Source organism: Pseudomonas sp. PS01299, assembly GCF_029960145.1.
Lineage (GTDB): Bacteria > Pseudomonadota > Gammaproteobacteria > Pseudomonadales > Pseudomonadaceae > Aquipseudomonas > Aquipseudomonas putida_A.
This window is the reverse complement of sequence record NZ_JASCPO010000063.1, coordinates 1-16569: the sequence shown is the minus strand read 5'-3', so window position 1 is coordinate 16569 and position 16569 is coordinate 1. Positions and strand designations below refer to the sequence as shown.

Sequence of the window (16569 nt, the reverse complement as noted above, 5' to 3'; positions counted from 1 at the left end):
TAACCGATGAGCGACAACTTCATATAGGCATGCTCATACTTGATCCTCCCCGAACACTCACCACGATGGTGTCCCGTGCAGGCAGGATGAATTTGACCTCCGTGTAGCCCTGCGCATCGGTGCGAGTTGGAGCGATTTCAATATCGCGAAAACGCCAGAAAACTACCTCCCCCTGAATGGGAACATAGCTTCGATTTGTAACAAGCGCGCGCATGTGGGCTTGCCCGCCAATGCCGATTTGCCCGTGAAGTCTTTTCAGCTCAAAAATCAGCGGCCTCGTAGAAGGATCAAACACTTCAAACACCAATGACTGTGAGCCACCCAAAACAACCGTTGCCTGCAACTCATGCAGTCCTGTTTCAATCGGTCTGAAATCAACGCGCGACTTTCCATCCGGCCCCGTGAAAGTAGCCGGCAACGTCAATTCCGGATAATTCCAGATGACCCTGACGCCTGCCAGGGCCCGGCCATCGTGACGCGACACCACCCGGACCTCGGCCGTTGCATCTTTGCCCAGATCGATATTTGTATCGGGACTGGTCAACGACTCAATCACCGGCACTATGCCGTAATACCCCAGTTGCGCCATATCCCAGCCACCCAGCCCGCCTCGGACAATGGCCGATAAAACTCCCTGCGAGTCAGCCGGATAGGTAAAGGTCAAACGGGCAAGCCCCTCCTCATCCGTCACCGATGGCGTCAAGGCAGTCCCGGCAAAATCCCACCGCACTTGCACACCCGCCAGCGGCAAACCGGTACGTGCCGAGACCACTTTGGCAATGGCATGCGCGCGCTCCTCATTGGGTGGCAACCGTGAATCTTCCGGTTCGTACAGTTCGCTGATTACTCGCGGTTCCTCAAGCGTATACGGCAGATCAACCGATTCCGAATGCGCCGCCTCTCCCACCCTCGCCGTTACTACCGCCGCGCCCGGTGTCTGCGGTTTGAAGCGCACAATGGCGACACCATAAAAGTCGGTCAGACTGGTGACCGTCCCCAGATCCTCGTTGCGCCAGGTCACCAATACCCCGGCGATACCTTGACCGGAAACGGACGACACCACTTTTACCTGCTCGACCAGTTCCTGCTCCCATTCCACCACTTGCTGAACGCTACTACTGGTGAGGAGTTTCCACACCTGCACGCCCGCCCCCAGCGACATCGCATTGGCCGGTGACAGGCTGGCGAGGCGCTCCGCTCCCAGGCGCAGCGCGAAGCCACCGTCCTTGAGGTCGGCGCAACGCAGGGAATAACGCAAACCGATTGCCGAGGGCAGGCGTGATGCGCCGAGCGCAGGTTCGAAACTCAGACCCAGTTCCGCAGGGCCGGTGCCGGTCAAGCCCAAGGTCAGTTCCTGGTCGAACAACGGGCTGCCATCCGGAAGCAGTACTTCGATGGCATGTGAGCCATTGCGGCGCGGAAAGTACGTGTGACTGCCCCATGGATGGTCATCATGCCCATCGAAACGCACCCGCACATCCTCCCAAGGGTTACGGGCAAGCGCCGTAAAGGACAGGGCACGTTGCTCTTCATAGCCATCGAACGGGCTGTGCACATTGGCCACGACGTTCTGCTGACCGTGACTGCTCGGCACCAGGCCAAACCCGGACCAGCCCATTTCGTCGCTGACGACGCTGTCTGAACTGTCAGCGGATTTCCACTGCACCGCCACCTGCGCCACCGCTTGCCCGGTGAATGCCGAAACCACCCTGACCCAGCTCCAGGCTTTATCCTTGCCGATGACGGCGTCAACCGCTGACTCACGCCAGTCTTCGATTCGCAGCTTGTTGTGAGCGAGCTGCATCGGATTGGTGCTCATGGAGCGATCCAGGGCAGACAAGAAAAGCCCCACACTAAAGGCGCCGGAGACCTTGCTCGAGGTGAAATCCAGACTCCAGCCAACACCACCGTCACTGATTTTTTGAGCTTGATCGAGTGGCGGTTCAATGCTCGCTTCCAGGTCATCAGCCGGGGTGCCTTGCCACACCAGCGTTGCCTGCAAACCCACCAGCGGGCTCAAGGCATTGGGCAGATAGCGCAAGGTGTGCGTGGCCCCGATGCAAGGAAACATTCTCTGACTGGCGTTTGTCGCAGTCACCTGATCCAGCATCAACGTCAGTTCATCCATAAGCTCTGTGGAGATCAGCCGACCGAACAACTCCCGGGGCGCGGTAAGTCCGGGGCTGCTCAAGGTCAGGCTGAACAGGCTGCTGGTACTCGACGCGACCTGCGAACTGAAGCGCCATTCCAGCCCCAATGGCCCAAGCCTCAACGGCTTGTCGATATCCGAGACGATCAAGCCGTTCCCCGGCGGCTCACCACGCCATTGCAGCGTGACCATCTCTCCATTCAGCGGACTGCCGGGCGTGATTTCTATCCGCAAGGTGTGCGGCTCACCGCGCCAGCACAGCAAGCCCAATTCGGTCAGGTCAACCTCATTGCCGTCAAACAGGATCTTGATCTTGCCTTTCCAGGGGCTGCTCTGCAGCGCCTTCACTGCAAACGGTCGCTCCACCGGCACCGCTTCGTCATGCGCCCGCACGCGAGCGGTCACCACCAGCTCACCGTCGCGGCTCGGTTGATACAACACGCTGGCCCAGCCACCGATCCCCGATCGGGTGGCAATCGTGCCTTCGGGAGTCTGCCAGTCCACCCGTGCATTGTTGACCGGATCGCCGTTGCCGCCGGTGACCACATGCACCACCTGCACCCGCAACAGAACACTTTCGCCTTCGTCCACCACGGGAAATTTGTTGGCCTCCTGAACGTCGCCAATGCGCACCAGATTGCGGGCCAGTGACATCGGTTTTCTGTTGGAAGGCAACAGCAGCTTCGAACACAGCAACTGCAAGTGGAAGCGACCGTCGAGTTTGTCCTGGCAGATCAACTCCCAGTTCAGGTCTGTTGTGCCTACAGGTATCGAGGCTTCCAGCTCCGGGCGCAGTTGCACGCCCAACTGTGCGGCGCTGTCGCCATCCCAACGCAGTGCCATCGTGGAACCACGTAACACTTCAGGCACCCGAACGCTCAGTTGATAGGTCGAGCCACGGTTGGGATAGCCGGTCTTCTGCGCCCAGGGCAAGGCGTTGCTGTCTACCACCGCCAGAACGTCCTTCCATGGATCGGTCGCCAGCACCTGAACGTCCAGCGTCGCGGTTTCCACCCCACTGGCATAGTAGGGGCTTGCCACCGAAGCCTGGATAGCACGTTTTCCAGCAGCCGTTGGCAGATACTCGAAATACGCCCAGCCCTCGGCGTCGGTCGGTGTCGTGCTCAGCACCCCCAGCCCTTCGGTGGTCCAGGTCACCGTGCGCCCGGCCAGAAACTGACCGGTGTACCAGGAGGCCACTCGTACCCCCAGACGCACCGATTGCGTCAACTCCAGCACCGGGAAATACGCGGCCTCCAGCACCTCACGGAACACCAGCCGGTGATGCCCCAGCGAGACCTGCATCGAATACGGCTCGGCGGTGTACTGGTTCACCAGTTGCACCGTGAACAGGTAAGGATCCTGAGCACCGATCAGCGGGCACTGCAGCATCCACGGTGAGTCCAGCGGTTGATCGACGCCCCAGTCAGGCGTTGCGAAAACCGCGCCTTGTGGATTGTCATCGCTCACCAATGCAGCTTTGGTGTGCAGCCAGGGGCTGTCGGGGTCGGGTACGAACGCAAGCTGGTGCTGGAAGCTGCCGTCCGCGCCCAGGCAGAGGTGAACCAGCTTGCCAGATGACGATTGCTCCGCGTCCACCTTCACCGTCTGCATCCGCGCGGGCTCAAGTTCCACGCCCAGGCGAATGCGGGTAACCAAAACCAGAGAGTTATAGTCCTCGGGATCAGCATTACCCGGAGCGACCACTGTGACGCGAATCTTGTCCTGGCGCTGCAACGGCAGATCGAGCTCGGCGTTGTACTTGAGCGGTCTGAATTCCAGCGGCAACCCTTGAGTGATCCGTGCCTGGTCCTCTTCAAGGTTACGAGGGCTGCCGGGCGGCAACGGGATTTCTCTAAGGGTGGCTCCACTGTCATCAGTGAATATCATGCGGCCCGCTTCGGTATGCCGCGTTTCATACAGGAAACTCAGCACATACCTGGCTCCGGCGCTCGGCGTTACAGGTACGGTCATTTCCTGAAAGGCAGAGGCAAGGTTTGCTACTGAAAGCATCCTGATCTGTGTGCCTTCGTACGGCTCGCCCACGACCGTAACCCAGCGGCTGTTAACCGGCCCCTTTTCCCAATGGCTCAAGGCCTCACGGAAATCACCATTGAGCACCAGACTGTCATTAGCCTGAATGACGGGTTCAACCATGATGGCCTGCTCCTTTGATATTGCCTGACTGGCGGGACGTGATCGCCCGGGTGACCAGATCTTTGACAGCGAGGGTAAACGTCGGCTCACCGGCCTTGGCCGTGTAGCGGACGCGCAGAATGATGTCGGTGAGTGATTTGAGCATCGGCGCCTGCCGCTCGCTCTGCGGCCAGGGAAAGTGCAATTGCCAGCGCGAGATCGCGCCGGTGTTCTCGAAAGGGTTGAGCAAGCCTTCGTCCGGTTTGCCGGCGTTCATGCCGGTGTCGGCGATCCCCACGGACAAACCGATCTGCTGGCCACTGCGCAGATTGAACAGCACCTCGACCGGCGCCACCTTGCCCGCCGGCTGATGCAGGTACTCGACCGAGCGCGCCGAGCCCTGGGTAGCGGTCATGCTGCCGACCTGCAGCAGCGTCGCCTGTACATCCTGATAAGGTCCGAGCAGTACGGGCAGGTCGACCTCGACCAGATTGAGCAGCCGGCAATACTCCCCCGGGTGATCGCGATCAAATGACAACTGCGTCAGCTGGAACTCCAGCACGCCCTTGTCGATCAACTCGGCCAGCGCCTTGGGCCAGTCGGAGAATCCCGCCTGCGGATCAACCTGGTCATCGAACAGCTGTCGCAACGAAATGGTCTTGACCCGCTCCAGACGGCGCTCATGGCTTTGCAGGTACAGGCGATCCATGCGCAGCAGGTACTCGCGCAAGTGTTCACCGGCAGTCAGTCCATGACGGTTGTCCAGCCAGACCTGCGGCAAGGCCTCAGCGGTTTCGTAATCGCCGGTTTCAGCACTCAATGACGACCGGGCACTCAGGCACAGACTGACCACCGCATCGTAAGCCTGATAGTGCAAGGCCTTGAGCTGGCCCAACAGCCAGCCGAACAATTCTGCGTTGGTCGCGCGTTTCTTCAGGTAGTTGTAGAGCGCCAACGCCTGACCGTTGGCCCGCTGGGTTTGCTCCAGACTCGTTCTGGCGGCATCGAGGGCAAATGTCTGCGCGGTGATCTGCTCGGCGATCGCCCCGACCTCGGCCAGTGCCTGATCTCGTTGCAACTCCCACTCTCTGCGGCGCAGGCGGTAGCTTTCGGTGATGGCTTGTTTATCCGCGTCGATCTGCAACAGCATCGCGCCGATTTCCAGACCGAAAACCACGGCATCGGCGATTTTCTCCGGACGATGGTTACCGTTGGCCAAGCCGAAAATGCTCGGCAGGGACCCCACGACCGCGCCGCCGCTCTTGATCGCGTGCGTCCCGGCATTCATCCATTTGACGGCCTGCAGTTTTTCCATGACCTGATATTCGGCATCGCTGATGTGTTCGTCGTACCAGGCTTTGTATCGATCGGCCCGTTGCTGGGCCATGGCCTGACTCTGGCCGAGGGCCGTGAGGCTGGCTTCAAGCTGGGCAATGGATTGCTCTTGAACCGTACGGGCGTATTCGCCCAGCTCCTTGAGGTGCTCTTGCTGCAGTTCTTCCTGTTCCGCCCGGTCGCGCTGTTCCAGCAGACGCAATACCTGGCTGCCGTACTCCTGCAGTGTCTGCACGGCGCGCAACGCCGCCTCGTAGCTGACGCGCCAGCGAAAGGCCCCCACCACCAGACGTCCGCCCATCGGCCGCGGCATGCCCACCCCGCCAGCGGCCAGATCGCGCAACAATTGATTGGGATCGGTGGGCGGGCTGAACAGCGGAACGTCCAGTGGCTTGCCATCCAGGGTCAGGTTGTTGCGCAAGTTGCTCAGGCGCTGCCCCGGCAAGTCAAACAGGTCAAGCAATTGCTCATTGATCGGCAGTTTGAACGGCTCGTTCGCCAGCAGGCCCATCAACGGTGACGCTTCGACGGCTGGAGGAATGTCAGCCAGGGAAAACTGCAGCTCCTGCTCGAACTGCTCAAGCGCCGGGCGGCTCGCGCTCTGGTTCAGCAAGGCTTCTACCGTCTGCGTTTGCCAACGGGTGACTGCCCGGGCGGAAGGCGGCTTGCCCATCAGAAACTGCGCCTGCACGTAACACAGTTTTGCCGCCACCAGCGCATCGCGGGTGAGCTGGCGGTAGTACCAGTCGCCCCACGCCACCAGGTTCTTCACATACTCGGTGAACACCAGAATCTGGTAGTGCTGGGGTGCGGCATAGGCAATCGCGTCCGGATCGGTCGGCAGCATGGCTTCGACGCCCACATTCCCCACAGCGGCCAAAGGTCGGCAGCGCCAGTATTCAGGCCTCGGTGGCGCATTCCCTGGTTTTTCCGGGTCTCGCGAATCTTGCGGATCGAACACGTAATGCATCCAGTTCTGCGCTTCCAGGTAGCGATCCTCGGCCCGCAGACGGGCCGCCACCAGATGCGGCAGATGAAAAAACAGTTCCCAGAAATACAGCCCGTTGGCCCCGTCGAACGCCCCGTTCGGTTCGGCGATCGGGCCCGCGGCTGGAGGCGGTTCCGTCAGGAACTGGGTCTCCCAGTCGAGTACGGCATCCACGGAAATATTGCTCAGTTGCACCAGCTCCGGGCCGAACAGCGAGTTCAAGCGCGCGCGCTGCAACATTCCGGACTGCCTGAAACCGATGAACTGCGCTGCATCCAGCGCGTTCTTTTCCAGAGTCGGCGGTACGAAACGGGTGATCTTGGTGAGTGAGACTGTAAAGGTCTTGCTGCCTTGGTCCTCGCCGCTCAAGGTAAATTCGGCCAGCCCGGTAAATCCGCCTTTCGCGCGTTGCAGTTTCATCCATTGAGTAGCCCAACCACCCGAGACGGGCTGCAGGCCTTTGGTTTCTCTTGGGTCATCTCCGGCCGGATTGTTCAGCTTCAAGGTAAAATCGACCTTCTCATCTCCAACCGGAGACCGCGCCCGGCACAGGCCTCTAACCCACAGAAAGTCGTCTGTTCCTACCTCCGAAAACACCGCCTGCAGCCCGTAATAAGCCGTCAGATCCCCCGAGGTCTCACTCTTGATCTCGACCACCGGCTGATTTTTCGGCGTCAGTGCATGCTGCAAGGTCAGGACATCGGTGAAGCGATGACTGGCCAGATATACAAGCCAGTTGCCGTCGTCTTCAGGCAACGGACGAAAGAACACATCACGGGTGGTGCTCACCCTCAGACCCGCCGGGCTGATAAGCAATACGCCCAGGCGACCCTTGGGGTGAATTGCATCGGAAAACGTTGTTGCAATCAGCCGGGAATCAAGGCTCCTGTCGCTGTTGTTGGTGTCCTCATCAGCGCTATACAAGCTCAGCGGTGCCGACCATTCTGCATTTTGGCTCATGAACGCCAGGTTGATATCCAGCCTGGGGGCCAAATAGCCCTCGCTCCCCTTGATACCCACCGGGTCGCGCCACTCAGCCCACACCAGACACAAACGCCCGCCCCAAAACAACGGCCGCATGTCCAGAACCCTATTCCCCACCGGAATGTCGACAGGTTGCCATTCACTCCATGCCGCCGGGTTGACCGGATTACCGGAAGCGGTGAGCTCGATGTCGGCCTTGCGCCAGAAATACTGAAACGGCTGCACCCGCTGCCGGCCGACGAAATAGTAAGTGGCATTGCTTGCCGAGTCGCCATCCAGACAGGCGCTGATGACATCCAGGTTGCAGGTCTGCTCGAATGCCTTGAGGTATTGCTGCGAGGCACGCTGCACCGAATCGCCGGTCAGCCGCGCCTGATTCAAGTCATTTTCCAGTGCCTTGAACAGGCGGGTCTTGCGCTGCCGCACAAAGGGGTTGATGAAGTTTTCCGGGTAGACCGCGATCAACGCCAGCGCCGCCCAGTCGGGGTAATTGCTGTACAGCTCCCAGAGCTTCAGCTCATGCGCCGGAAAAGCCGTGTTTTTATAGCCCGGCTCAAGCTTGCGATACGCCGCATGAATGAATTGCTGCGCGCAACTGGTCGCCTCGGCGACCCACGAACTTTGCACCGGATAGTTATCCAGCGGGTCCATGCGCAACAGCTCGAACAGATCCTGCGGCGTTTTCACGAAAGAGTAGCGGGTCCTGGCAGCCTGACCGATGCAGTAATCGACCAGTGCTGCGCGGCGTTTTTCCAACAATGGAGCCAGATTGCGTTGAGTCATGGTCTTGTCCTGCATCCTGAGGTGAACGCTGCGTCAACCAACACGGTCATTGGTGAGTCAGTGTTTCGGTGAAGGTGATAGGGTCAAAAAGTGCTTCTTTGTCACTGGCATCGCAATGCGCGCTGACAATGAACTTGCCGCCGGACGTGCTCGACACGTACACCCGTGTAACGCCCTCGAAGTCGGCGTAGTTCTGCCCGGGACGAATCACCGCCGAGCCGCTACTGCCGCTCGCAGGTTCGGCGGACCAGCGCACCAGACGGTTGCGCCCGGGGTTTCGATATTCGTCGCGCAGCGTGGCGTAAAGCTCGACTTCCTGCCCCGCCGGAACCGGTTCCAGCGGCACCTGGGCAGTTAATGGTGCGGGGAAGGACAGCGTCTTGGGATCATCGGAGATATTGATCGTCGGGGCCTGTTGTGCGTCGATCAGGTCAAGCCAGAACAGTGGCGTTTCCTGCCCCATGACCTTGCCCGGCAGATACTCGACCGTCACCTTTCCATCGACGTCAGTGGCGTTGGGCACAATCGTGCCGAGGCTCACTTGCCAGTACACATTGACGCCACTCAGTGGCTTGTCATCGGCGTCCGTCAACGTCACGGTCAACAAGACTTTCTCTTCAGGTTTGCCGGCCACCACCTCGGTCTTGTCCACTTCACATTTCATTTTGACCAGTGGTTGCGCCACCTCATCGGCAAAGGCAACCACCGATTCACGGGTGGCTGAAAGGCTGAGCAGCGCGCGTTCGGCGGCGAATCGATACTTGTCCTTGTCTACGTCCTCCGGCAGATTTCCCACGAGGAAAATCGTCAGGGCGTCCATGCCGCTGTGCCGGGCCAATACGCGGATGCGCATCAGCAAATCGAGCTGGGGCAAAGTCTTGAGGATCTTCAGTTCAGGATCGATGTGGCTGACGCACTCGCGCACCTCCTGCACGCTCCAGTCGAAAAACGCCGCCAGCCGCAACGCTGCCGCATCCTGTGCCAGCCGCAATGCATGGCCTGTCAAAGGGTCGGGCAATGCGTTGACCTGACGCAGGTAGTCGAGCAGCTTGCCAGCCGGTTGCTCGCTCAACTCGAAGGCCCGTCCCAGCGCGCTCAGGTAATACAGGGTGCGGATCGACAGCAGGTGCCGATCGTCCTGAGCCATCCAGGCCGTGTGGCCGTATTGCAGAAAGTCTTCGAGCAATACCGCAGACAGTTCCAGCTTGCTCGCCACCGCACTGCGCCGTCGCACATCAGCCAGCAAGCTCAGCAGCGGGTCGGGTTGCTCTGCGGCGCGCGCAGCGGGACTGAGTGCCTCAGTTGCATCACGATCGGCACGCGCGCTGACCTGCGACAACAACTGATAAACCGTGGCCTGCGCCCAGGTCAGCACGAGCAATCCGCGTTCGGTATCAAGGCCGGTGTACACCGCCAGACACTCCCGGGCGACCGAGACCTGCGCCTCCCGCGCCTGCAACAGCACGCCGAGCATTCGCTCGACGAGAATGCCCCGCACACTGGCGTCGTTCTCGCCCAGCCCTTCCCTGATTGCCTGGTCGAACCTTACCCGGGCACGGTTCAGGTAGTCGGTCTCGGGTAATTGCAGGTCGATGACCAGACCCGTCGGGTCGACCAGTTCGGTCAACAACCGCAGCCAGTCCAGCCCCTCCAGTGAGGGAACGCCAGCCATCGACAGCCCGGCATTGTTGAACAGCGCGGCAGGCAGCAGGTTGCGGATCTGCTCGAACAACTGCTGCTCGGCCTGTGTGGCAACCGCCAGGGCCTGCAGCGGTGCCACTTGCTGCAGCATCCACAGCACAGGGAGTTCGCGATCCTTGCACCAGGACACGCAGGAGTGCAGGGCATACATCAGATTGAGTACGTCCGGTGTGGTTTCGCTATTGAGCCGTGCGTGCACCCGCGGCAAACCTGCCAGCCCGTCGACCCAGCTCTCGCCGCCCAACAGCGTCAGCATCAGCACGCCTTCGACCGGGGTGATCCCCAGCAACCGTGGCAACTTCACCAACCGGTAGAAACTCGATATGACTGCCGTGGTGCGCCTCAGCGTGCCGCTGAACCCGTGCGCCCGTTCGATCGCTACTGCCAGGTAGGCATACGTCTGCAGATCGATGCCCAAGCCGCTGCACAACTGGCTGATCGTCAGCTCCGCGACACCCTGCACCGGCAGCGTCGCAAACGTTGCGCCATCCAGCAGCAGGGGCTGGCGATAATTGCCCTGGCCGTTGAAGGTGCGATCGAACAGTGACAGGGCATTGGCACGCCCGTAAATCGAGATTTCATCGATAAATGCCGCGAAATCCTCTGCCGAACAGCCATAGCGTTCACGCAGTGACTGAAACAGGCCCAGCGCATGCACCTGATGGGTAGAAATCCACCACGGATCTTCCGGTATTGCGTGACGGGCCTCTGCCCTGATCGCCGCCGTCAACAACGCATCCACCTGCTCGCTCGGTAACTCCAGCCATCGATCCAGGCGCAACTTGCGATTCATTCGTTCGTAGCGGTCAATGATGGTCGGGGCTTGTGTCAAACGATGCAGAAAGGCTTCGCTGCCTTGCCGGTAATCAATGTCGAGCGCCGGAATGGTTGCAGCGTTGAGATACACCGAGCCGGATCGCTGACTCTCGTCAGCGCCCGGTTGCGCGCTGTCATACACGCTGACGTTGGCCGAACGCGTCGGGGCGAATTCGCGAATCGACAGCAACGCCTCGATATCCCGGGTGTCCAGCCCCGTTCGCTCGCCAAAGAATTTCACCTGATCGAGATTTATCCAATCGGTCCCACGCGCTCCAAAGTTGCATTGGTAATAGTCGTCCCTTGCGTCGGTATCGCCAGGTTCTATCGGAGCCTCTGTCAACAATTCACGCTGATAAGGCCCCAGCCGCGACGCATGGGTAAAGGCACGCCCGGCATCGTTGTCCCATGCCTCGGGCTGCAGGAAGTAGGGATAGGCCAGATCCACCATGTGGGCGATATTACCCACCGACAGGCCATGTTCACGGGCGACAAAATCAAGCGTGACCCAATGCTGGTAGTACGGCAGGCCGTTGGGGTAACGGGTCTGGATCAGTGCCTCTTCGAGGTCTTGCTCACTATCGTTTTCTTCGATAAACGTTTCGAGCACCGGGACGATGATGTCTAGCGCCGACACCGCCTGATGCACGGCATTGAAGTCGACCAGCAGCTTTTTCAGATCCTGACGGCGCTCATGCAAATCGAGTTTTTGCTCGCCGCCAATGGCGTGGATTTTGTCCTTGATCCAGCGCAACAACTCGATCAGGTAAGCCACCGGAGATGCGATTGACTCCAAGGCCTGCGGTGGGCACAACCCATCGAAATGGGTCGAGAACAAACTCTCGTAGCTCGGCCCCGCGACCATCGACAACAGACCGCTGTCGGGGCGCGTGACCGGGGCCTGCGGACCGCGCAACGAATGTTCGATGAACTGGCGCCGGACATACACCGCCAGACTGTTGGCCCTGCGCAAAAAGGCCCGCGCGTCGTCGGGGTTCATCCGGTAATGGCTGACCAGCCCCTGAACGCCTTGCTCGACCAGCGGAAAAATCGAACCACCATTTTCGAGGTGATTGCAAAAATCGGTATAGGTTTCGCGCTGTTCATCGCTGAACACTTGTCTCAGCAACTGCTGCACTGGACGGATCACAGGCTCGGTCATGGTCTTGCTCCCGGTGGAATCGAAATCACCTCGAAACGCTTGCTTTCGACCCAGTCGGACTTGGTCGAGCCATCCGCAGCGTCGGTGATGGTCTGTTGGAATCGGCACCAGTGGCCGCCTGGACGCAAGGCGTGCGATGCCTCGCCGCGCCAGCCTTGATCGGTGACGGCAATGTCTTCGCTCAAGACTTGATCAGGGTCGTACCAGGTCACCACGCGCCCCACGCCCGTGCGGCCTTTACCGAGGAAGCGAAGCGGATTTTCTTTCCAGCTTCCCGGCGTCGGCTCATCGATAGCGGGCAGGTAAGTGCCGAGCTCCACTGGATGTGCAGCCGAGGGGGCAGACTCGAAGCCATCACACGACGACACCGCCACCAGTTGCGCAGTGCCGTCGGACTGCTCCGTTTCAAGCGTCAGCGACCAGGTACGATCCTCGAGCACCGGAGCGCTTACGCGTACCGAACCCTTGCTGCCCGTCAGCGTCACCAGCACTGTGTCACCGGGGTAGCCGAAGCCGGACACAACAACCCGACGACCGACGTGCACACCTCGCCCGGGGCTTTCGATAACCGGCGCGGCGGGCACCACCTTGAAACTGCGCGCAAGGCTTTCCTTCGACTCATGATCGTCGAAGAATTGCCGGGCCTTCACCTTGTAGTTGCCGACCGGCAACGTTACGTCGGCAAACCAATCGCCCTTGGCGCCTATCGAGATTTTATCGAGCAGGATTTCGCTCGGACTTTCACGCCAGATCGTCACGTGGCCAAGGGGTTCGCCGGTGCCACGAAGCGTCGAGGTGCGCGCCAGCGATTGATGCTCCTGCGGCACCGTGATGACCGGCGGCACCAGCACGACAAAAAAACTGCGCACAGCGCTGGGCAGAGAGGGTCTGCCGGCGATGGTTTGCACGGCATCGATCTGGTATTTGCGGAACTCGAGTTTTTTCAGCTCGATGAACCAGTCGCCATGAGCGGTCAGCCGTTTCGGCTCACCCAGATTCCGCCCGAATTGCGCGTCCCGCAGTTGCAATGTGGCACCGTTATAGCCGTTGATGCCGTGCACGTTCATGTCGTAGTGGGTGTCTGCGCTTTCCTCCGGCACGGTGATCACCGGTTTCTCCGGGCTGACCGAGAACGTTTGCGAGGCTGGCGGCGACGGACGCCCGGCGACGGTCTGGATCACCGTCACGGTGTGCTGCTCGTCCGGAGCAAACCCGGCGTCGCGCTTGAAGGTCCATGTGCCACTGCTTCCATCAGGTTTGTGCTCGGTCGCACTGTCGCTGTACTTCAGGCTCAGTGTCGCGCCGGGCCAGCAGGTGCCGGAGATTTTCGGCGAGAGTCCATCGTCTTCGACGGCAGTGATGATGGGTGCCAGCAGCGGCACAGAGATGGTTATTTCCACCGGATCGGAGGCGAAAGCGTCTCTGGACTGCACCACCAGGACGATTCTGCTGGTATTCGGCTGCCAGGGTGTCGATGCCTCTGCCGTCCAGCCCTGGCCCGTCACGGGCGCGGGTGGTGCAATGGCGGCGCCGCTCTGCTTGTCCGTCACTTGCACGCTGGCGCCGGCTATCCCTCTGCCAGTGATACGCGGCTTGTAGTCGACAACGGTAAAAGCCAGCTCGGTCGGCGGTGGGAAACGGTCGATATTGATCACCAGCTCAACAGCGTCCGACACCGCCGCACCGAGCTTCTGCACCACACGCACGGTGCGGGTCGAACCCGGTGCCCACGCCTCGAAGGCACGGGTCGACCAGCCCTGAGTGGTGACCTGCGTCGATGGCGCGAGCGCAGCGCCGGTCGCCTTGTCGGTGACTTCGACAGATGCCCCTGCAATACCTTCGCCGATGAATGTCGGCGTGTAGAGGTCATTGGTGTATCTCACTGCAGAGGGCGGTGGAAGCTTTGATGAGGCCTTGAAATGGTATTCATGCGAGGGAATCGAGCCACCAGCATTGTCGTCAACCTTCTGCACGACCTTCAGATCGTAGTCGCCGATGGGCCAGTTCTGTGAAGTCGTTCTCCAACTGCCTGCGGTCACGACAACGGCTGGTGGCGGCGTAGCTCCTGTCGGACCTCGGACAATCGTGATCTCGACCGTGGCGCCGGTAAAACCTGCGCCGGAAAACTCGATGGTGGTGAGGGACGGGTAGGTGAAGTTGATTGTGCTCGGTGTTGGGGGGCGGACTTTGAACGAACGGGCCACACTCACTTCCGAAGTGCCGCCAGGTACCTTTTGCTGCGCCACAACCGTAAAGCGGCCCGGCGGCATGTCGCGGGTGAACGTTGTAACCCTCCATCTTCCGTTGGCATCAGCAATGCCCTGGCCGACCTTGAATGAATGTTCGAGATCCTTGAGGACTTCGACGGTCGCACCTGAAACAGCCCTCCCCCCTTCTATCGGACCTCTCGGATCGGTCACCGCTGATTCGGATGGCGTCGTGATTGTCGGCTGCAGAAGCAAGGTGAAGAATTGCGCAGCGGTCCAATCATCCATGCCTCTGTGGCCAGCCGTGATATCGACGCGACCGCCGTCAGGGTAGTTGGACTGGTTGAATGATGCTTCCCACGTATCGTCAGGCTTGACGGTTGTCGTGGCGTGTAACACGGCGCCCCCCGGGGTCATCACATCGATGACTTTGCCTGGCGTGCCTCGGCCTTTGATCAGCAATCCGCTGGCCGACTTGACTACCGCAGTGTTTGCCGGAGAGTCGATACGTGGTGCCACGTACCTTGGCTTGAGGGTAACGGTATTGGACTTACCGGAGTTCTGGTTGCCAATGATTTGTACGGCGTAGAAATCCAAAACGCCGGGCGGCAACACGATGGAGGTATTCCACCTCCCGTTGTTCTGGACAGGAGCAGTACCCAGTGGAATTTCAGCATTGTTGTACTGCCACCGCAAATGAATTGTGCCGGGGACAAGCCCGTTGCTACCGGATACAGTGAACGGCTTCTCGACATCAATCTCGGTTCCGGAAGTGGGAACCTCGATAATCGGTTTCTGTGCTGGATAGATATCAAGGCCCCACCCTTCGTGGGGTTCAACATCGTTATTGGCTCCGTCATAGTCAACCCGGATTGCCAGCGACACGCCAAAATCAGGAGGACCGAGCGGGGAGTCGACATATTCCACATAATCGTGCCACTGGTTATCTTGCAGCATGCTGTCAGGTGAGTTCTTGCGCACCCATGTAGCGGCCTGCAGGCCCAAATCTATGTTTGCCCTATTTTTATTGGCGCCCCGTGTGGTCATGTGGTAGCGCAAGGTCTTCACATAGATGCGGCCTGATTCGAACTTGTACCGGCACACCATTTGAGTTTGCAGCTGAGGCACTCTGGGGTGTGTCTGGTAAAGCGATGTTTCGACCGCATCCGCCCAGAACACCTCGGAAAACTGCGCTCCGTCGCCCAGTTCCTTGAGTGATCCGTCTGCCAGTTTCGTGACCTGAGCGACAGTGGTCTGAACCTTTTCGGTATCAAGCCAGGCTCGTCCTTTCTCGTCGTCCTCGATAGTTTCGTTCATGTCGGCAATGCTCCGGGCAATGGGTCGCTCACGTTGTGGGATCAACATACGTGTGCTCATTGCACGCGACCACTGTCAGAACTGACAGTCCAAAAGATCCAATTCATCTAAAAAAGCATTGCTTGATTACTAGAACAGCTAAGTCTTTCCACGCCCTACTTCGACACGCGCAGCAAACTACAACGCCTTGCGCCTTTGCCTACAGATCCGCCAGAATCCGCCGGCTTGTGCGCTTTGCCGATGCCCCGTAACGTGGTCCGTGCCGCTGCCAATCAGTGGTCGGGTTTAGTCGCCCGGGAGATACTGCGAAAGGTGCATAAGTGTCATTAAGTCGGGTATTCCCTATCCCCGCACTCAATGGTGGCTGTGCGCAGGGCGCCCTCGGGCGCGCCGGTTTTTTCGTAGTCCTCCCGGTCGACTAACCTGCGTCCAGCCGCCACCCCTCGTTTAGTCGCGAGACGGTGGCCGCTTCATCAGAGGATCTACGATCATGTTCAAACCGACTCCGAATCCACCCGAAACCGATACCGTTTCCCCCTATCAATCCCCCGATTCAAAAAAGCTCCACGAAGCCGCCGAGCGCGCCCTCGATCACTACCTCAAACCCGAAGCGCCCTCGCGCAATTCCGTGGATCGCGGCATGCAGATGTTCCGGGTCGCGCCCGACATCAACCCCGAAGCGATCGCCATCCAGACCTACGAAACCTTTTCGTCGGTGAGCATCCTGTTGCTGGATCTGGCGGACAGCCTGGAAGACAAACCACGGCATCTGGCGATGGCGATTTATCAGTTGAGCGAGATGGGGTTATTGCTGGCGGAGAAGACGCTGGACAGTGAGCGGGCGATTGCTGTGGGTTAGCCTTTGGAGAAGCGTTGTCCGGGCTGATGCCTTCGCGGGCAAGCCCGCTCCCACAGGGATTTGTGGTGTGCACAAATGCTTTGATCAACCCCGGACACTGTGGGAGCGGGCTTGCCCGCGATAGCAATTATG

Annotated in this window: 5 protein-coding genes; 1 reads left to right on the top strand and 4 read right to left on the bottom strand. The window is 59.8% G+C overall.

The genetic code is table 11. From position 1 onward, the window contains the following. Window positions 1-19: 19 nt before the first annotated feature. The 4 genes from QMX91_RS13710 to QMX91_RS13695 are packed head-to-tail and all read right to left on the bottom strand — an operon-like array spanning window position 20 to window position 15638. A complete protein-coding gene (locus tag QMX91_RS13710) occupies window positions 20-4306 on the bottom strand; it encodes a hypothetical protein (protein WP_282412881.1) in 4287 nt (1428 codons plus the stop codon). Beyond that, on the bottom strand, window positions 4299-8375 hold the full coding sequence (locus QMX91_RS13705; RefSeq protein ID WP_282412880.1) for a neuraminidase-like domain-containing protein: 4077 nt from the start codon (window positions 8373-8375) through the stop codon (window positions 4299-4301). The genes QMX91_RS13710 and QMX91_RS13705 overlap by 8 nt, the downstream gene beginning before the upstream one ends. Window positions 8376-8421: 46 nt before the next feature. After that, a complete protein-coding gene (locus QMX91_RS13700) occupies window positions 8422-12054 on the bottom strand; it encodes a Tc toxin subunit A (RefSeq protein ID WP_282412879.1) in 3633 nt (1210 codons plus the stop codon). Further along, window positions 12051-15638, bottom strand: coding sequence for a hypothetical protein (locus QMX91_RS13695; RefSeq protein ID WP_282412878.1), 3588 nt, complete (start codon window positions 15636-15638; stop codon window positions 12051-12053). Before QMX91_RS13695 ends, QMX91_RS13700 begins: the two co-directional genes overlap by 4 nt. Before the next feature lie 430 nt (window positions 15639-16068). Here QMX91_RS13695 and QMX91_RS13690 point away from each other — a divergent pair, with 430 nt between their 5' ends. Beyond that, the gene (locus tag QMX91_RS13690; RefSeq protein ID WP_282412877.1) at window positions 16069-16437 is read left to right on the top strand and encodes a DUF6124 family protein; all 369 of its coding nucleotides are present in this window, start codon (window positions 16069-16071) and stop codon (window positions 16435-16437) included. The last annotated feature ends 132 nt before the right edge of the window (window positions 16438-16569 follow it).

Bases quoted from the DNA above. Each gene is read 5' to 3' on its own strand.
- QMX91_RS13710 (WP_282412881.1), bottom strand. From the start codon at position 4,306: ATGGTTGAACCCGTCATTCAGGCTAATGACAGTCTGGTGCTCAATGGT.
- QMX91_RS13705 (WP_282412880.1), bottom strand. From the start codon at position 8,375: ATGACTCAACGCAATCTGGCTCCATTGTTGGAAAAACGCCGCGCAGCA.
- QMX91_RS13700 (WP_282412879.1), bottom strand. From the start codon at position 12,054: ATGACCGAGCCTGTGATCCGTCCAGTGCAGCAGTTGCTGAGACAAGTG.
- QMX91_RS13695 (WP_282412878.1), bottom strand. From the start codon at position 15,638: ATGAGCACACGTATGTTGATCCCACAACGTGAGCGACCCATTGCCCGG.
- QMX91_RS13690 (WP_282412877.1), top strand. From the start codon at position 16,069: ATGTTCAAACCGACTCCGAATCCACCCGAAACCGATACCGTTTCCCCC.